This window comes from Kitasatospora sp. NPDC048407 (genome assembly GCF_043200475.1).
Taxonomy (GTDB): Bacteria; Actinomycetota; Actinomycetes; order Streptomycetales; family Streptomycetaceae; genus Kitasatospora.
Genome location: NZ_JBICXW010000027.1, coordinates 35,925 through 53,450, shown reverse-complemented (window position 1 = coordinate 53,450; position 17,526 = coordinate 35,925). Strand labels below are relative to the sequence as shown.

Sequence of the window (17,526 nt, the reverse complement as noted above, 5' to 3'; positions counted from 1 at the left end):
CGGGCGGGGCGGCGACAGGGGATGATGGTGCCCCGGCGTGCGACCGCCGCCCGCAGTGGTCCGACAAGCCGTCAGGTCCCGGCCGGGCGACCGGCGAGGGCCGCAACACCATGGGGAGAGCGCACCGATGACGCAGCCGCAGGAACCGACCGGCCGCCTGCTGGCGGACCGTTACCGGCTCGGCGAGGTGCTCGGCCGTGGCGGTATGGGCACCGTGTGGCGGGCCGAGGACGAGATGCTCGGCCGGGTCGTCGCGGTGAAGGAGCTCCGGATGACCGGGGCCGTCGACGAGGCCGAGAAGCGCCGGCTGATCGTCCGCACCCTGCGCGAGGCCAAGGCCACCGCCCGGATCCGGCACACCGCCGCCGTCACCGTCTTCGACGTGGTCGAGGAGGACGGGCGGCCGTGGATCGTGATGGAACTCGTCGACGGCCGCTCGCTGGCCGACGTGGTCCGCGAGGACGGCGCGCTGACGCCGGAGCGGGCCGCCGCGATCGGGCTCGACCTGCTCGGGGTGCTCGGCGCCGCGCACAGCCAGGGCGTGCTGCACCGTGACGTGAAGCCGTCCAACGTGCTGATCGGTGAGGACGGGCGGACCGTGCTCACCGACTTCGGCATCGCCAGCGTCGAGGGCGACACCTCGATCACCTCCACCGGCATGCTGGTCGGCGCGCCCTCCTACATCGCGCCCGAGCGGGCCCGCGGGCAGCGGCCCGGCCCGCCGTCCGACCTGTGGTCGCTCGGCGGCACGCTGTACGCGATGGTCGAGGGCGTCCCGCCGTACGACCGGGGCTCCGCGCTGGCCACGCTGACCGCCGTGATGACCGAGGAACTGCCGCCGCCCCCGCACGCCGGGCCGCTGCTGCCGGTCATCGAGGGGCTGCTGGAGAAGGACCCCGCGAAGCGGATGGACGCGGACACCGCCCGCGAGATGCTGCAGCGGATCGTCGCCGGGGAGGCGCTGCCCGAGCCGAAGCGCGCCGCCGCCGCGAAGCCGGCCGAGCCCGTCGCCGCCGAGACCGCGACCCGGGCGCTGCCCGCCGACCCCGCCGCCGGCGCGGAGACCGCGGTGGTGGCGCGCGGCGGGGATTCCCGCCGGCGCACGCTGCTGGCCGTCGCCGCGGTGGCCGCGGTGCTGGCGCTGGTCGCCGCGCTGGTGGTGCTGTGGCCCGCCGAGAAGGGCGGCGGGGCGAGCGCCCAGGACAGCGGCGGGAACACCGTCGCACCCGTGCAGCCCTCCGAGACCGCGAGCAGCTCGCCGTCCGCGAGCCCGAGTGCCAGTGCGTCGGCGGAGCCGAGCGAGTCGCCCGGGCCGACGCTGAGCCCGGGTCAGGTCCCGGACGGGTACCGGGTCTACAAGGACCCGTCCGGTTTCAGCATCACGCTGCCGGAATGGATGGCCGACAAGGGCGCGGACTACCGCTCCACCAGCCGGCAGTTCGAGGGCAACGGGCTGCGGCTGGTGGTCGACTGGCAGTCGCCCGCCGGGGACAGCGCGCTCAAGGACTGGCAGGCGTCCGACAAGTCCGCGACCATGAAGGACTACCGCCGGATCCGGGTCGAATCGGTGGCCTACCGGGGCTGGAGCAACGCCGCCGACTGGGAGTGGACCTACACCGGCAAGAGCGGCACCCTGCTGCACTCGCTGAACCGCGGCTTCGTCACCGGCAACGGCAAGTACGGCTACGCGATCTACTGGACCATGCCGGAATCCGTGTGGTCCGCGCCGGACGGCTCGCTGGCCCGGCGGATCTCCTTCGAGAGTTTCCAGCCGGCGCCGTGAACCGGACGGAGCGTCTCCGGCGGGTGGACGCAAGGGAGTTGAAAGACCGCACCGGGAGGTGGCGGGTGCGGCCCGGGGCCGTAGGCTGGCGGGACTACGGCGTGAGGAACAGGCATGCGAACGGCCCCGGGGCAGGTGGTGGCCGGGCGGTACCGGGTGACGGACCGTCCGGACGATGAGGTCGGCGTGCCCGCGGTGGACGGGCCCAGCGGCGCCCGGGTGCGGCTGTTCGCCCTGGAACTGCCCGAGTCGCGGGTGCTCGGCGGGACGGCGCCCGCCTACGGGCCGCAGCTGACCGCCCGGGTCGCGCAGGTCGCGGCCGCCGCACCCACCCACCCGCGGCTGCTGCGCGGACTCGCCGCCGGACCCGAGAGTGAACTGCTGTGGGTCGCCGAGGAATCGGTGGCCGGAGCGCCGCTGGAGCGGCTGATGGGCGACGGGCCGCTGTCGCCGTACCGGGTCGCGGAGATCGGCGCCGACCTGGCCGGGGCGCTGCGGGCCGTGCACGGCACCGGACTCACCCACGGCAACGTCACCGCCCGCACCGTGCTGATCTGCGAGGACGGCGCGGCGATGCTCGGCGGCCTGCTGCTCGGCGCCGCCGAAGAAGAACTGTGCGCGGCGCTCGGCGGCGAAGTGCCGCGCCGGGTGTACGAGACGCGCGCGCTCATGCTCGGACCGCTCGCCGAGCGCTGGGCGATCGACGCGGGCGCACCCGCCGACACCTGGGCCCTCGGCGTGCTGCTCTACCGCCTGCTCACCGGCCACGGCCCGTACCCCGAGCACGACCTGCCGACCCTGCTGGCCGCCGTCCGCGACGGCCGCCACCACCCCGCCGACGGGTGCGGCCCGCTGCGGTCGCTGGTCGAGCGGCTGCTGCGCCCGGACGCCGCCGCGCGGCCCGACGCGTTCGCCGTCCAGCAGGAGCTGCGCGAGCTGCTGGTGTTCGCACCCGAGCCGTACCCGGACGGCCCGCCCGCTCCGCCGGTGCCCGCGCCCCGCACCAAGAGCGCTCCGCCGGCGGCCCGGCGGCCGCGCGGCGCCCGCCCGAAGAAGCGGCCGCCGACGGCCAGTCAAGGTGCCGCGCCCGCCGGGCGTCCGCCGCGGATACCCGCGCGACTGCTCGGGCCGCTGGTGGTGGTGGCGGTGCTGGTGCTGATGGTCGCGGCACTCGCCGGGATCGTTCTGGTCGCAGGCTGAAAGCGGTCGGTCACCGTGCGATTCGCAAGCCGGGGTGTGATTCCCGCGCGGCGCCGCGCAGCCTAGGCTTGCCTTCGAACCGTCGGTGCGAGCAGGCACACGAGGTGCCACGACCTCGTCCGACCGACGGTGGGGGGTCATCGAAGGGGGGACGGTCATGGGCGCACAGGACCAGTCGACCGACCGTCTGCTGGCCGGGCGGTACGCGCTCGGCGAGCGCCTGGGACGCGGCGGGATGGGGACCGTCTGGCGGGCCAGGGACGAAATGCTGGACCGGGAGGTCGCCGTCAAGGAATTGACGGTCAGTCACCTCTCGGAAGAGGACCTGGAAATGCTTCAGTCCCGGATGAAGCGTGAGGCCCGGGCCGCCGCCCGGATCAAGCACCCGGGCGTCATCACCATCCACGACGTGCTCGAACAGGACGGCCGGCCGTGGATCGTGATGGAACTCGTCGACGGCCGTGCGCTGTCCGAAGTGATCAGCCAGGACGGCACCCTGAGCCCGCGTGAGGCCGCCGAGGTCGGCCTCCAGCTGGTCGCCGCACTGCACCGCGGCCACCAGCTCGGGGTGCTGCACCGGGACGTCAAGCCCGCCAACGTGCTGATCGAACACGGCACCGGACGCGTCGTGCTGCTCGACTTCGGCATCGCCAAGTTCGAGGGCGCGATGGAGATCACCCGCCCCGGCGACCTGGTCGGCTCACCCGACTACCTGGCCCCCGAACGGGCCCAGGGCCAGCGGCCCGGACCGGCCTCCGACCTGTGGGCGCTCGGCGCGACGCTGTTCCACGCCGTCGAGGGCCAGTCGCCGTTCCGCCGCGACAGCCCGCTCGGCACCCTCACCGCCGTCGTCGACGAGCCGCTCCCCGAATCCCGGCGGGCCGCCGCACTCGGGCCGGTGCTGGCCGCGCTGATGGCCAAGGACCCGGCGGAACGGCCCGGCGCCGACGAAGCCACCAAGATGCTCCGCGAGGTCGCCGCCGGACAGACCGTCAGCATCCGCGTGCCGGCCCAGGCCGGCGAGGAACGGCAGCCCACGCAGGCGGTGCCGCTGGGCGACCGGGTCGAACCTGCCGGGGCGGCTGCCGGGGCGGCCGCCGGGGCCGAGACGGTGACGCCGGGGCGGGTGCCGGTGCAGGGCGGGGCGACGGAGACGGTGGCGCCGGCTGCGGCTGCGGCGCCGGCGCCGGCTCCGGCGGTTCGGGGCGGTCGGAAGCGGCGGATGCTGATGGTGCTGGCCGCCGTGCTGGCGCTGGCCGTCGTGGGTGGAGGCGGGTTCTACTACCTGGACCACCGGCACGAGGGCCGGGGCGGAGAGGTTTCGCCCGGCGTCGTCGACCCCGCGCTGTCGCCTCCTCCCACCGGCTACACCTGGCAGGAGGACCCGGCCGGATTCCGCTTCCCGCTGCCCAGCGACGGCAAGTGGGTGCGCAGCGAGGAGGGCACCCAGATCTACTACTCGCCCGACGGCCGCGACCACTACCTGCAGTTCGCGGTGACGGTCGGTCAGCCGCTCTCGCCGCAGGAGCACCTGCTGCAGCTGGAGGCCTCGCTCAGCAAGAGCCAGCGGGATTTCCAGACCAGCAGCCTGGCCGCCGCGAAGATCAACGACCAGGAAGGCGCGGTGTGGGAGTTCAGCTTCACCACGCCGAGCGGCGTCCGCCGGCACGCGAAGGAGGCGGAGTTCCGGCGCAGTGACGGGACGTCGTACTCGGTGTACGTGTCGGGGCCGGAGAAGGACTGGACGCAGAGCCTGCGGCGCTTCACGACGGTGCTCAACAAGTTCACGCCGACGAAGTGAGACGGCGGCGGGCCGCGACCTGACAGCGGGGGTCGCGGCCACGTGCAGGTCAGTGGCCGTGGCGCGATCTCGCCGACGGGAGTCTTCCGCTTCGCGCCGTTCTCTCCCAGCCCCTGGGGGCTGGGGGAGGTGCCCCGACGTGCCCCTGGCTCGAATGAGTGTTACCGGCGGGTACACAAGCGGGCGTCGAGCGCCTAGGCTGCCCGCATGACGGAGAGCACGAGCCAGGTTCGGCGCAATCCTGTGGCCACGGGTGCGGCGCGTACGGTTGCTTCGGCGGTGCCGGCGGCGGTGGTGGCGCGGTTGGTGAAGGGTGTGACGGCGTCCGGGGAGGGCGTCGCGGAGACCCTGGCGCCGTTGACCGGGGAGGTGCTGGCGGCGCTGCCGGTGTCGGGGACGGCGGATGTGGACCGGGCGTTCACGGAGGCCCGGCGGGCGCAGCCCGCGTGGGCGGCGCTGTCGGTGCGGCACCGGGCGGGGGTGCTGCTGCGGTTCCACGATCTGTTGCTGCGGCGGCAGGACGAGGTGCTGGACCTCATTCAGGCGGAGACCGGGAAGGCCCGGCTGCACGCCTTCGAGGAGGTCATGGCGGTCGCGTCGGCGGCCCGGCACTACGGGCGGACGGCGTCCTCGTACCTGAAGGACCGCCGTCGTGGCGGTGCGGTGCCGGGGCTGACGAGTGCGGTGGAGGCGCGGCGGCCCAAGGGTGTGGTCGGGCAGATCTCGCCGTGGAACTACCCGTTGGAGCTGTCCGTCGGTGACGCGCTGCCGGCGCTGGTCGCGGGCAACGCGGTGGTGAACAAGCCGGACACCCAGACGGCGCTGACCGCGTTGTGGGCGCGGGAGTTGTTCGTCGAGGCGGGGCTGCCGCCGCAGGTGTGGCAGATCGTGCTGGGTGACGGCCCGGTGGTGGGGCCGGAGGTGGTGGAGCGCGCGGACTACGTGGCGTTCACCGGTTCGACCCGTACCGGCCGGGACGTGGCCCGGCGGGCTGCCGAGCGGCTGGTCGGGGCCTCGCTGGAGCTGGGCGGCAAGAACGCCATGCTGGTGCTCTCCGACGCCGACCTGGACAAGGCCGCGGCGGGTGCGGTGCGGGCGTGCTTCTCCTCCGCCGGGCAGCTGTGCATCTCGATCGAGCGGCTGTACGTGCACCGGTCGGTGGCGGACGCGTTCCTGGCGAAGTTCGCGGAGCGGACGTCCGCGCTGCGCCTGGGCGGCGGTCTGGCGTACGGCGCGGACATGGGCTCGCTGGTGTCGGGCCGTCAGCTGGAGACCGTGACCAGGCACGTCGAGGAGGCGGTGAAGGCCGGGGCGACGGTGGTGGCCGGCGGGCAGGCCCGGCCGGACCTCGGGCCGCTGTTCTTCGAGCCGACCATCCTGGACGGCGTCACCCCCGAGATGGCGGTGTGCGCGGAGGAGACCTTCGGCCCGGTGGTGTCGATCTACCGGTTCGACACCGAGGACGAGGCGGTCGCCGCCGCCAACGCCACCCCGTACGGCCTGAACTCCAGCGTGTGGACCAGGGACACCGGCCGGGGCCGCAAGGTCGCGGCCCGGCTGCGCACCGGCACCGTCAACGTGAACGAGGCGTACGCCGCCGCGTACGGGTCGGTGGCGTCGCCGATGGGTGGCATGGGCGACTCGGGGCTCGGCCGGCGGCACGGTGCGGAAGGCATTCTGCGGTACACCGAGGCGCAGACCATCGCCGTGCAGCGGCTGCTGCCGATCGGCCCGTCGATGGGTATGGACGACCAGAAGTTCGCCGAGTTCTTCACCACCGGCCTGAAGGTCATGAAGGCGTTCCGCCTGAAGTAGCAGGGCAGTTGCCGTCGCTTGCCGAGGAGGGGCAGTGTCGTTCGACTACGACGTCGTGGTGGTCGGTTCGGGCTTCGGTGGTTCGGTCGCCGCGCTGCGGCTGACCGAGAAGGGGTACCGGGTCGCCGTCCTGGAGGCCGGGCGCAGGTTCGGCCGCGACGAGCTGCCCGCCACGTCCTGGGACACCCGCGACTACCTGTGGGCGCCCGCCGTCGGCCTGTACGGCATCCAGCGCATCCACCTGCTGCGCAATGTGCTCATTCTGGCCGGGGCGGGCGTCGGCGGCGGTTCGCTGAACTACGCCAACACGCTGTACGTGCCGCCGAAGCCGTTCTTCGAGGACCGGCAGTGGCGGCACATCACCGACTGGCAGGCCGAACTCGCCCCGTTCTACGACCAGGCGCAGCGGATGCTCGGTGTTCGGCTCAACCCGACGATGACGCCCTCGGACGTGCACCTGAAGGCCGCCGCCGAGGCGATGGGCTGCGGCGACACCTTCCACCTGGCCCCCGTCGGGGTGTTCTTCGGCGACGGGCAGGACGGCACCGGCGAGGCCAAGGCCGCGCCCGGCAGCGAGGTCGACGACCCGTACTTCGGCGGGGCCGGCCCGAAGCGCAAGGCGTGCACCGAGTGTGGGGAGTGCATGACGGGCTGCCGGCACGGCGCGAAGAACATGCTCACCGAGAACTACCTGTACCTGGCGGAGCGGGCCGGCGCCGAGATCCTGCCGCTGACCACCGTGAAGCGGCTGCGCCCGCACGGCGACGGCTACGCGGTGGACGTGCTGCCCACCGACGCCCGCACCCGGCGGGCGAAGAAGGCCGGCGCCCGCACCATCACCGCCGAGCGGGTGGTGGTCGCGGCCGGTACGTACGGCACCCAGACGCTGCTGCACCGGATGCGCGAGCGCGGGCTGCTGCCCCGGATCTCCGCCAAGCTGGGCCACCTCACCCGCACCAACTCCGAGGCGCTGGTGGGCGCGCAGACCTCCGACCGGCGTTACGGGGAGCGGCCCGACTTCACCCGCGGCGTGGCCATCACCTCGTCCGTGCACCCCGACGAGAACACCCACATCGAGCCGGTTCGCTACGGCCGCGGTTCGAACGCGATGGGCGCGCTGTCCATCCAGCAGGTCAGCGGGACGGGGCGCGGGCCGCGCTGGCTGCGCTACCTCGGGTCGGTCGGCCGGCATCCGTGGATCTTCGCGCAGTCGATGAACCAGCACCGCTGGTCGGAGAAGACCATCATCGGCCTGGTGATGCAGTCGCTGGACAACTCGCTGACGGTGTCCCTGAAGAACGGCAAGCTGACCTCCCGCCAGGGTCACGGCGCGCCCAACCCGAACTACATCCCGGCGGCGGAGGAGGGGGCGCGGGCGCTGGCCGCGTCGATCAACGGTTTCCCCGGCTCCACCGTCGGCGAGATCTTCGACATCCCGCTGACCGCGCACTTCCTCGGCGGCTGCCCGATCGGCGACAGCGCCGAGACCGGTGTGGTCGACCCGTACCACCGGCTGTACGGCTACCCGGGGATCAGCGTGGTCGACGGCTCCGCGGTCTCCGCCAACCTCGGCGTCAACCCGTCGCTGACGATCACCGCGCAGGCCGAGCGCGCCATGTCGATGTGGCCCAACCGCGGCGAGGCCGACCCGCGCCCCGAACAGGGCGCCGACTACCGGCCCGTCCGGGCGGTGACCCCGGCTCAGCCCGCCGTGCCCGAAGGGGCGTTCGGGGCGTTGCGGCTGCCGCTGCTGGCCGTGCCGAAGGTGCCGCGCAGGGCAACTGACGCCGATTGACATCGCCGGACGGCCGATGGGATAAACGGGCACCCGATCGAACCACCCCCGGGGGGACCGTCATGCCCATCTGCCCGTCCTGCGGAGCGGCTGTCGCCGGTGCCGTGGCGACCTGCGCGAACTGCGGACACCCCACCGGGCCCGCCGTCGTGCCGCCGCCCGCGATCGGGGAAGTGGTGGTGGACGAGACCGCCGCGCCCGGTCCCTCCCCGTGGGGCTCCGGCCGGATACACCAGGACCGGCAGTGGCCGACACCGTCCCGGGGCTGGCTGACCGCCGGCCGGGTGCTGCTCGCCCCGACCGCGCTGCTGGTGGTGCTGGCCACGCTCGGCAGCACCATCGCGGGCCGCGGCGGCAGCGGCGTGGACGACGACCCGGCGGTGCGCTGGACCGTCCACACCTTCCAGATGTGGCTGCAGCTGACGCTGACCGCGTTCGGCACGCCCTGGCGGAACAGCAACTCCAGCAGCTTCGGCTCCTCCACCTCCGGCATCCACGTGCTGCCGTACGCGGTGGCGTTCGGCTGGCTGGCGCTGCTCTGGCTCGGCCAGCGGCTGACCGCCCGGGCCCGCGCCGCGGCCGGCGCCGCCGAGCCGACCGGGCCGGCGGCCGGCGCGCAGGCGCTGCGCACCGGCGCGCTGTCGGCGGTCGCGGTGCTGCTGCTGGGCTGGCTCTCCACCGGCAGTTCGCACGTCGACGAGGATTCGCTCTCGCTGAGCATGCAGGTCACCACCGGTCCGGCGATGCTGCCGCTCGGGCTGTCCGGGTTCCTGGCCGCGGCCGCGGTGGTGCTGGCCGTGGACGGGCAGGGCGCGCTGCGTGCCGAGGCCGCGCGGCGCCGGTGGCTGGGCGGCTGGCTGCTGGCGTGGCAGCACGCGGCGCGGGTGGTCGGGGCGCTGCTGGTGCTGCTCACCCTGGTGTCGGTGGTGATGCAGGTGCTGGTCGACCAGCCGTTCCCGCAGTCCACGTTCCGGGCGCTGACCGTCAACGGCGGCGTGTACCTGTTCGGTGTCGGCAGCGGCGCCCGGGCCGGGGTGGGCGGCCTGCGCGGCGGGCACGAGGGCACCTTCGCGCTGTACGACCTGGGCGCGCACGGCGGGCAGTGGTGGCTGACGGTGGTTCCGGTGCTGCTGGCGGCGCTGGCGCTCGGCTGGTCCGCGCACCGGGGGCGGCTGACCCAGCTGGACCGGGCCCGGCTGGCCGTGCTGTACGCGGTGCTGACGGCGGCGCTGGTGCTCGGCACCTCGATCTGGCTGAGCGAGAGCAGCACCATCAAGGGACAGGTCCACGAGGCCCGGATCGAACTGCTCGGCTGGTCGGTGACCTCGGTGGTGGTCGCGGCCGCGGCCTGGGCGGTGTTCGGCGCGCTGGTGGTGCCGGCCGCGCTCGACGCGGTGCGGCGCACGCCGGTGCCGGTGAGCGTGCCGCTGCCCGCGCAGGCGGCGGACGAGCCGGACGGCATCGTCGGGACGGTCGAACTGGTCGCCGAGGAGCGGCCGCTGGTCGGACAGGTCGACGTACTGGACTCGCACGCTGCCTACCGGCGGCCCGACGCGAGCTGAGCCCGGACCGGGCAGGACGCCGGGCGAGCCCGGACAGGGCAAAGGGCCCCGCGGGGGAACGGGGCCCTTTGTCGGTCAGCACTCGGCGTCAGGGCCGCGCCGGGTGCTGGGTGACGGCGCCGGGGGAGGAGCGCCGTCGGGGAAATGGTTCTGAGCGCGCCCGAGGCCGATGGGCCTCACGGAGCGTGAGAGTCGGGCCGTTCGCGCCAACGGTCCGAGAGTGCGGCGGGGTGTGTGGTGGCCCCCGTCCTGCAGTCATCGTCCTGGACGAGGGCCGTGCCGTGCAACCGATTCGACGCAAATTCGGCCGAGTCCGGTACCGGACACGGCGCCGGGGGACGCCGAAACCGACCGGCCGGGGTGGTAACTGTCCGTGATAGTGGCTTGCGGGGCGCACCGGGGCGTACGCCGGAGCGGTTGGTTGACCCGTGTGCGGCGGCCGGCACCGGTACCGGCCGCCACACCCCGGGTCCGCCCGGTCGCGGACGGGTTCGCTGTCCCCTGCTGACCCGACCGCGGCACCGGGGCGCGGTCCCACGGCGGGCCCGTGCCCGCCACGCGCACCGGTGGACCGGAGAAGAAGATCCACGCGTGGTCCGCCGTACGTGCCGCCCGCACCTGGAGGGTGCCGGCGTCCCGCACGGTCTCCCGGTGCAACGATTCGCCACCCTGCGCGGTCACGGGCGGCTCGGCTGGCAGTCGGGTGAAACGCTCCCGGTAGACTCGGTGGCGACACCCCTTTTGTACCGCCGCCGGAAGGCCGTCCGTGTCCTCTGTACACCCCCAGTCCCCGCCCGAGAACGACACCGTCCTGGTCGTCGACTTCGGCGCCCAGTACGCCCAGCTCATCGCCCGTCGGGTGCGTGAGGCGCGGGTTTACAGCGAGATCGTGCCGAGCTCCATGCCGGTCGCCGAGATGCTCGCCAAGAACCCGAAGGCGATCATCCTCTCCGGCGGTCCGTCGTCGGTGTACGAGGAGGGCGCTCCGCAGCTCGACCGTGCGATCTTCGAGGCCGGTGTTCCGGTGTTCGGCATGTGCTACGGCTTCCAGCTGATGGCCACCGTCCTCGGTGGCACCGTCGACAACAGCGGCGCCCGCGAGTACGGCCGCACCCCGCTGACCGTCACCCGCTCGGGCTCGACGCTGTTCGAGGGCACCCCGGACAAGCACTCGGTGTGGATGTCGCACGGCGACGCCTGCTCGGCCGCGCCGGAGGGCTTCACCGTCACCGCGTCGACCGACGTGGTGCCGGTCGCCGCGTTCGAGAATGACGAGCGCAAGCTGTACGGCGTGCAGTACCACCCCGAGGTGATGCACTCCGAGCACGGCCAGCAGGTGCTGGAGCACTTCCTGTACCGCGGCGCCGGCATCGCCCCGAACTGGACCACCACCAACGTGGTCGAGGAGCAGGTCGCGCTGATCCGTGAGCAGGTCGGCGACAAGCGCGCCATCTGCGGCCTGTCCGGTGGCGTGGACTCCGCCGTCGCCGCCGCCCTGGTGCAGCGCGCCATCGGCGACCGCCTGACCTGCGTCTACGTCGACCACGGCCTGATGCGCAAGGGCGAGACCGAGCAGGTCGAGAAGGACTTCGTCGCGGCCACCGGCGTCAAGCTGATCGTGGTCGACGCCGAGGAGCGCTTCCTGACCGCGCTGAAGGGCGTCTCCGACCCCGAGACCAAGCGCAAGATCATCGGCCGCGAGTTCATCCGGGTCTTCGAGCAGGCCCAGGCCGACATCATCGCCGACGAGGGCCCCGCCGTGGAGTTCCTGGTCCAGGGCACCCTGTACCCGGACGTGGTGGAGTCCGGCGGCGGCACCGGCACCGCCAACATCAAGTCCCACCACAACGTCGGCGGCCTCCCCGAGGACCTCGAGTTCCAGCTCGTCGAGCCGCTGCGCAAGCTGTTCAAGGACGAGGTCCGGATGGTCGGCCAGGAGCTCGGCCTGCCCGCCGAGATCGTCCAGCGCCAGCCGTTCCCCGGCCCCGGCCTCGGCATCCGCATCGTCGGCGAGGTCACCAAGGAACGCCTGGACCTGCTCCGCGACGCCGACGCCATCGCCCGCGAGGAACTGACCCTCGCCGGTCTCGACTCCGAGATCTGGCAGTGCCCCGTCGTGCTGCTCGCCGACGTCCGCTCGGTCGGCGTCCAGGGCGACGGCCGCACCTACGGCCACCCGATCGTGCTGCGCCCGGTCTCCTCCGAGGACGCCATGACCGCCGACTGGTCGCGCCTGCCCTACGAGGTGCTGGCGAAGATCTCCACCCGGATCACCAACGAGGTCAAGGACGTCAACCGCGTCGTCCTGGACGTCACCTCCAAGCCGCCGGGCACCATCGAGTGGGAGTGATCCCACCCCCGGCAACCGTGTGACCGCGCCGCCGCTCCCCGACCGAGGGAGTGGCGGCGCCGTCATGTCCGGGCGGCACCCGGCACAATCGGACCCGGTCCTGTCGGCGGTCGGCGGGCGGCGCGAGGAGAGGGCAACAGCGATGGCGACGGGCACGGGCACAGGCCTGCACGAAGGCCGGAGCACGGAGACACAGACCTGGCAGTGGAAGGCGACGGCCTCCCGCCTCGCCCTGCTGCCGCTGCGGCTGTTCCTGGGGGCGACCTTCGTCTACGCCGCCTTCGACAAGCTCTCCGACGCGCACTACCTGGCCGGCCCCGGCGACGCCGCCTCCTTCTACGCGCAGACGCAGGCCGCCAAGGCCGGCAGCCCGCTCGGCTGGGCGCTCGCCCCCGCCCTGGACTCGCCCACCTTCTTCGGCCTGCTGATCGCCTTCGGCGAGCTCGCGGTGGGCCTGGGCACCCTGTTCGGCCTGTGGGGACGGGTCGCCGCCCTCGGAGGCGCGCTGCTCAGCGCCACCCTCTGGCTGACCGTCAGCTTCCACACCACCCCGTACTACCTGGGCAACGACCTCGCCTACCTGATGGCCTGGACACCGCTGCTGCTGGCCGGCACCCCCTACCTGTCGGTGGACGGCTACCTCGCCGCCCGGGCCGCCCGGGACCGCGCCCGCGGCCTCGCCGAGGACGCGGTGCGCCGCCGCGCCCTGCTGGACGGCGGCATCGCGGCCGTCGCGCTCGGCGGCGCAGGCCTGCTGTCCGGCTCGCTCACCGCCGCCTTCGGCCGCGACGGGATCGCGCCCGCCGCCGCCCCCGGCACCACCGGCGCGGCCCCGCAGTCCGCGGCGCCGGCGGTGGGCGTCCCCGCCGCGCAGGTCCCGGTCGGCGGCTCCGCCACCGTCAAGGACCCCACCAGCGGCGACGCCGTGTACATCGTCCAGCCGTCCGCCGGGAAGTACGCCGGCCTGTCCTCGGTGTGCACCCACTCCGGCTGCGCCGTCAACCCACCCAAGGACGGCCAGCTGTACTGCCCCTGCCACGGCTCCAAGTTCGACGCCGCCACCGGCGCGGTGATCAACGGGCCGGCCACCAAGCCGCTGCCCACCTACGCCGTCACCAAGAACGGCGAGCAGCTCGAACTCGGGCCGCAGCAGGGCGCCTAGGGTCTGTCCTAGTCCAGCGTGTGATTGTCGTCGCGGGCCCCGCCCCGGCCGCGCCTGGAGACCGCCACCAGCGCGCCGCCGAGGCCGCCCGCGCCGAGCACGATCAGCGCCAGCGGCAGCACGAACCGGCTGTTCACCTCCTGGTCGTTCACCGACGCCACCAGGTACAGCACCGCCAGCGCCGTGAACAGTCCGCCCGCGACCAGCGCGTACAGATCGAACTGATGCTTCCTCATCACCGCTCCACCCTGATGTCACCGATGCCCATGGTCACCGTCAGCTCCAGCGCCCCCTTGGACGGCTGCCCCTCCGGGACCTCGATCACCACGTTCTCGTTGGTCGCCGGGCCGCTGTACTCCTGACCGTCCGGCAGGCTCACCGAGCCCACCCCGTCGCGCAGCTTCAGCCGCAGCTCCACACCGTCCGGCACCCGCACCACCGCGTTGCCCATGCCGACCCGCAGCTGGGTGTCGAGGACGCCGCCCTTCGGGTCCAGCGCCGACAGGTCGAGCCGGACGTCGCCGACGCCCGCCGTGTACCGCGAGTGCAGGTTGTCCGCGCTCGCCGTCCACTGACGGTCGCCGACGGTGTCCGCGACCGTCACCGAGGTACCGCCCGCGACCACCAGGCCCGCCGTCAGCAGCAGCGACAGGAAGGTCAGCCCGCGGGTGCGCCCCCAGCGGGCGCTGAGCACCATCGCCAGGCCCAGCGGCAGCAGCGCCACCGCCAGCACCGACGACCAGCGGTGGCTGCCGTGGTCGCTCACCGCCACCGCCCAGGCCGCGCCCAGCGACAGCAGCACCGCCGATGCCCCCAGGCCCGACCGCCCGCGCTCCGCGCGCCGCTTGGCCTTCCACTCGCGGTGGCGCGCCATGTTCTCCCGGTGCCGCTCCATCGCCTCCCGCTGCGCCAGGTGGCGCTGCTCGGCACGCTCCCGGTACTGCGCCATGCTCTGTTCCATGCGCTCCTGGTAGCCCGACGGCGCGGCGGGCTCCTTGCGCAGCGGGTCGCCCTCCGGCAGGTCGGTGCGCTGCCACCAGGGCCGGGCGGGCGCGCCGGGCGGCGGCGTCGCGCCGTACGGGTTGCGCTCCGGGTGCCGCGGGTCCCACAGGTAACCGGACGGGCCGGCCGGGGGCGTGTCCCCGGGGACGGCGCCCGCCGCGTGCTCCTCGTTCCGGGTGGCGATCCGTTCGTGGAGGTCGGCGGTGCGGGCCTGCCACTCGCCGCGCAGGTCGCGGCTCATCGCCTCGCCCCAGGTCTTCCAGTCCGCGAAGGTGCCGGACGGGTCCAGCCGGTCGTACGGGCCGCCGGCCGGCTTGGGGCCCGCGGTCTCGTCGCCGCTGAACCGGCGGCGGCGCTCCGGGTCGTGGCGCAGCGCCAGGAACACCAGCGCGGCCAGCATCAGCACCGGGAACAGCTGGTCGCCGTCGTTCATCGAGGAGAAGAACACCCCGGTGCCGATCACCGTCAGCAGCACCGCGCCGATCGACTGGCCGTCCACCCGGCCGGTCAGCACGCGCTGGAGTTCGGTGCGGCCGCCCTCGCCGTCGGTGGCCTCGCGCGGCACCACCAGCCAGGCCAGGCCGTACAGGAACAACCCGAGCCCGCCGGTCAGGCCGAGCACCGCGATCACCACCCGGAACACCACCGGGTCGATGTCCAGGTAGCGGCCGAGCCCGCCGCACACGCCCGCCACCACCCGGTGCCGGGAGGAGCGGGTCAGCGCCGGGCGCGGTTCGGTGGGGGCGCCCGGTGCGTCTCCCGGGATCTGGTCGTCCGTCATACCCCCCATCCTTCCGGGCCGCCGGGCCCCGCCCAACCGTCCGGAGCCCCGGAGCGACCCTGAACTGTCCCTGAGGCGGGCTCCGGGCCGAACCCTGATGCGCCGCCGACCGGGCACCTGCGACCATCGGTGCCGTGGCAGCACCCGACACCAGAACCACCGAGACCGCCCCGACCGACACGCCGGCCGGTGCGCCGCCCTACCGGCGGCTCTACCGCAGCCCGCACGGCCGGATCCTCGGCGGCGTCTGCCAGGGACTGTCGGTGCACCTCGGGGTGCCCGTCACCTGGGTGCGGGTGGCGTTCATCGTGCTGTTCTTCTCCCAGGGCATCGGCACGCTGCTGTACGCCGCGTTCTGGGTGGTGGTGCCGCTCGGCATCGGCGAGGCCGCCCCCGGCGCCCCCACCCGCACCGGGCCGCCCGCCGCCGGCGCCGGCCGCGTCGGGCGGCTGCGCGGCCTGCTGGAGCGCACCTTCCACGGCGAGGACGGCGCCCCCGGCACCTTCCCCGCCGACCTGCAGGCCGGCCCCGCCTCCGCCCCGGCCACCCCGGCGGCCGCCGGGCAGCGCGGCGGCAGCCTCGGCCAGCTGTTCGCGCTGATCGGCCTGGTCATCGGCGTGATGGCGCTGCTGTCCGCGCTCGGCATCCAGACCGCCAAGCCGTACGTGTGGCCGCTGCTCGCGGTCGGCGTCGGTGTCGCCCTGGTGTGGCGGCAGGCCGACGACTCGCGCTGGCAGAACTGGTTCGGCCTGGAGCCCGGCAGCCGCAAGGGCGCCTATCTGCGGGTCGCCGCCGGTGTGCTGCTGGTGGTGGCCGGCATCATCGGCTACTTCGTGACGCAGGGCGTCGACTCGCCGATCGCCCTGGTGATCGAGTCCTCGCTGGCCGTGGTGGCGGGCGTGCTGGTGCTGGCCGGCCCGTCGATGCTGCGGATGTGGCAGGACCTCGGAGCCGAGCGCACCGCCCGCATCCGCGCCCAGGAGCGCGCCGAGATCGCCGCCCACATCCACGACTCGGTGCTGCACACGCTGACGCTGATCCAGCGCCGGGCCGAGGACCCCAAGGAGGTGCTGCGGCTGGCCCGCGCCCAGGAACGCGAACTGCGCCTGTGGCTGTACCGCCCCGAGGCCGCCGCCGAGGCCGCGCCCGATACCCTCGCCGAACACCTGCGGGCGATCGTCGCCGAGGTCGAGGACCGGCACGGCGTCCACATCGAGCTGGTCTGCGTCGGCGACTGCCCGATGGACGAGAAGATCGCCTCGCAGATGCAGGCAGCCAGGGAAGCCATGGTGAACGCCGCCAAGTACGGTGGCGGGGGACCGGTCCAGGTCTACGCGGAGGTGGAGGGGAGGACGGTGTCGGTGTTCGTTCGCGACCACGGCCCCGGCTTCGACCCCGACGACCTGCCCGAGGACCGGATGGGCGTACGCGAATCGATCATCGGCCGGATGCGGCGCAACGGCGGCACCGCACGGGTGCGGCCCGCGCCGGACGGCGGGACCGAGGTCGAGCTGGAGATGGAGAGGGCGGCAGATGACTGAGATAGCGGCACCCGAGAGGCGTGCCCGGGTGGTCCTGGTGGACGACCACCGGATGTTCCGTACCGGTGTGCGCGCCGAGATCGGGCGCACCGAGGAGACCGGCATCGACGTGGTCGGCGAGGCCGACGACGTGGAGTCGGCGGTCCGGGTGGTCGCCGAGACCCGGCCCGACGTGGTGCTGCTCGACGTCCACCTGCCCGGCGGCGGCGGTGTCGAGGTGCTGCGCCGCTCGGCGGGTGTGGAGGGGGTGCGCTTCCTCGCGCTGTCGGTCTCCGACGCCGCCGAGGACGTCATCGGCGTGATCCGCGGTGGCGCCCGCGGCTACGTCACCAAGACCATCACCGGTACCGACCTGGTCAAGGCGATCTTCCGGATCTCCGACGGCGACGCGGTGTTCTCGCCGCGGCTGGCCGGCTTCGTGCTCGACGCCTTCGCCGCCACCGACACCCCGCCGGTCGACGAGGACCTCGACCGCCTCACCCAGCGCGAGCGCGAGGTGCTGCGGCTGATCGCCCGCGGCTACGCGTACAAGGAGATCGCCAAGCAGCTGTTCATCTCGGTGAAGACGGTGGAGAGCCACGTCTCCGCGGTGCTGCGCAAGCTGCAGCTGTCGAACCGGCACGAACTGACCCGCTGGGCCACGGCCCGCCGGCTGATCTGAGTCGCCCGGGCCACGGGCCGGTCCGGGCCCGTGCCCGCCCTGTGGTGGGCGTCTCAGGCCCTCGATATTCGTG

Annotated in this window: 12 protein-coding genes and 1 pseudogene; 11 read left to right on the top strand and 2 right to left on the bottom strand. The window is 73.8% G+C overall.

Annotation, left to right across the window (positions count from 1 at the left end):
* Nucleotides 1-127 precede the first annotated feature (127 nt).
* The 9 genes and pseudogenes from ACGFWJ_RS32375 to ACGFWJ_RS32335 all read left to right on the top strand — a co-directional run bounded on the left by ACGFWJ_RS32375 (nucleotide 128) and on the right by ACGFWJ_RS32335 (nucleotide 13,468).
* On the top strand, nucleotides 128-1,783 hold the full coding sequence (locus ACGFWJ_RS32375; protein WP_392955811.1) for a serine/threonine-protein kinase: 1,656 nt from the start codon (nucleotides 128-130) through the stop codon (nucleotides 1,781-1,783).
* Nucleotides 1,784-1,897: 114 nt separating this feature from the next.
* Complete coding sequence (locus ACGFWJ_RS32370) at nucleotides 1,898-2,983, top strand: protein kinase (RefSeq protein ID WP_392955809.1); 1,086 nt, start codon at nucleotides 1,898-1,900, stop codon at nucleotides 2,981-2,983.
* 157 nt (nucleotides 2,984-3,140) lie between these two features.
* Complete coding sequence (locus ACGFWJ_RS32365) at nucleotides 3,141-4,784, top strand: serine/threonine-protein kinase (protein ID WP_392955807.1); 1,644 nt, start codon at nucleotides 3,141-3,143, stop codon at nucleotides 4,782-4,784.
* Nucleotides 4,785-4,991: 207 nt separating this feature from the next.
* Nucleotides 4,992-6,599: a succinic semialdehyde dehydrogenase gene (locus tag ACGFWJ_RS32360; RefSeq protein ID WP_392955805.1), complete on the top strand. Its 1,608-nt coding sequence runs from the start codon at nucleotides 4,992-4,994 to the stop codon at nucleotides 6,597-6,599.
* A gap of 34 nt (nucleotides 6,600-6,633) precedes the next feature.
* Complete coding sequence (locus ACGFWJ_RS32355; RefSeq protein ID WP_392955803.1) at nucleotides 6,634-8,394, top strand: GMC oxidoreductase; 1,761 nt, start codon at nucleotides 6,634-6,636, stop codon at nucleotides 8,392-8,394.
* A gap of 62 nt (nucleotides 8,395-8,456) precedes the next feature.
* A complete protein-coding gene (locus tag ACGFWJ_RS32350; protein WP_392955802.1) occupies nucleotides 8,457-9,956 on the top strand; it encodes a hypothetical protein in 1,500 nt (499 codons plus the stop codon).
* A 766-nt stretch (nucleotides 9,957-10,722) separates the two neighbouring features.
* Nucleotides 10,723-12,306, top strand: a complete 1,584-nt coding sequence (gene guaA / locus ACGFWJ_RS32345; protein ID WP_387644582.1) for a glutamine-hydrolyzing GMP synthase — start codon at nucleotides 10,723-10,725, stop codon at nucleotides 12,304-12,306.
* Nucleotides 12,307-12,448: 142 nt separating this feature from the next.
* Nucleotides 12,449-12,967: pseudogene (locus tag ACGFWJ_RS32340) on the top strand (DoxX family membrane protein); the annotation flags it as partial.
* A 30-nt stretch (nucleotides 12,968-12,997) separates the two neighbouring features.
* Nucleotides 12,998-13,468: a ubiquinol-cytochrome c reductase iron-sulfur subunit gene (locus ACGFWJ_RS32335; RefSeq protein WP_392955847.1), complete on the top strand. Its 471-nt coding sequence runs from the start codon at nucleotides 12,998-13,000 to the stop codon at nucleotides 13,466-13,468.
* Nucleotides 13,469-13,476: 8 nt separating this feature from the next.
* On the opposite strand, the gene ACGFWJ_RS32330 is transcribed toward ACGFWJ_RS32335, so the two are convergent.
* Nucleotides 13,477-13,704, bottom strand: a complete 228-nt coding sequence (locus tag ACGFWJ_RS32330) for a hypothetical protein (RefSeq protein ID WP_387644585.1) — start codon at nucleotides 13,702-13,704, stop codon at nucleotides 13,477-13,479.
* Nucleotides 13,704-15,251, bottom strand: a complete 1,548-nt coding sequence (locus tag ACGFWJ_RS32325) for a PspC domain-containing protein (RefSeq protein ID WP_392955799.1) — start codon at nucleotides 15,249-15,251, stop codon at nucleotides 13,704-13,706. The genes ACGFWJ_RS32330 and ACGFWJ_RS32325 overlap by 1 nt, the downstream gene beginning before the upstream one ends.
* A 134-nt stretch (nucleotides 15,252-15,385) precedes the next feature.
* Between ACGFWJ_RS32325 and ACGFWJ_RS32320 the strand changes: the two genes are divergently transcribed.
* Nucleotides 15,386-16,792, top strand: coding sequence for a PspC domain-containing protein (locus tag ACGFWJ_RS32320; RefSeq protein ID WP_392955797.1), 1,407 nt, complete (start codon nucleotides 15,386-15,388; stop codon nucleotides 16,790-16,792).
* Nucleotides 16,785-17,453: a LuxR C-terminal-related transcriptional regulator gene (locus ACGFWJ_RS32315; RefSeq protein ID WP_387644591.1), complete on the top strand. Its 669-nt coding sequence runs from the start codon at nucleotides 16,785-16,787 to the stop codon at nucleotides 17,451-17,453. The genes ACGFWJ_RS32320 and ACGFWJ_RS32315 overlap by 8 nt, the downstream gene beginning before the upstream one ends.
* The last annotated feature ends 73 nt before the right edge of the window (nucleotides 17,454-17,526 follow it).

Bases quoted from the DNA above. Each gene is read 5' to 3' on its own strand.
- ACGFWJ_RS32375 (WP_392955811.1), top strand. From the start codon at position 128: ATGACGCAGCCGCAGGAACCGACCGGCCGCCTGCTGGCGGACCGTTAC.
- ACGFWJ_RS32370 (WP_392955809.1), top strand. From the start codon at position 1,898: ATGCGAACGGCCCCGGGGCAGGTGGTGGCCGGGCGGTACCGGGTGACG.
- ACGFWJ_RS32365 (WP_392955807.1), top strand. From the start codon at position 3,141: ATGGGCGCACAGGACCAGTCGACCGACCGTCTGCTGGCCGGGCGGTAC.
- ACGFWJ_RS32360 (WP_392955805.1), top strand. From the start codon at position 4,992: ATGACGGAGAGCACGAGCCAGGTTCGGCGCAATCCTGTGGCCACGGGT.
- ACGFWJ_RS32350 (WP_392955802.1), top strand. From the start codon at position 8,457: ATGCCCATCTGCCCGTCCTGCGGAGCGGCTGTCGCCGGTGCCGTGGCG.
- ACGFWJ_RS32330 (WP_387644585.1), bottom strand. From the start codon at position 13,704: ATGAGGAAGCATCAGTTCGATCTGTACGCGCTGGTCGCGGGCGGACTG.
- ACGFWJ_RS32325 (WP_392955799.1), bottom strand. From the start codon at position 15,251: ATGACGGACGACCAGATCCCGGGAGACGCACCGGGCGCCCCCACCGAA.
- ACGFWJ_RS32315 (WP_387644591.1), top strand. From the start codon at position 16,785: ATGACTGAGATAGCGGCACCCGAGAGGCGTGCCCGGGTGGTCCTGGTG.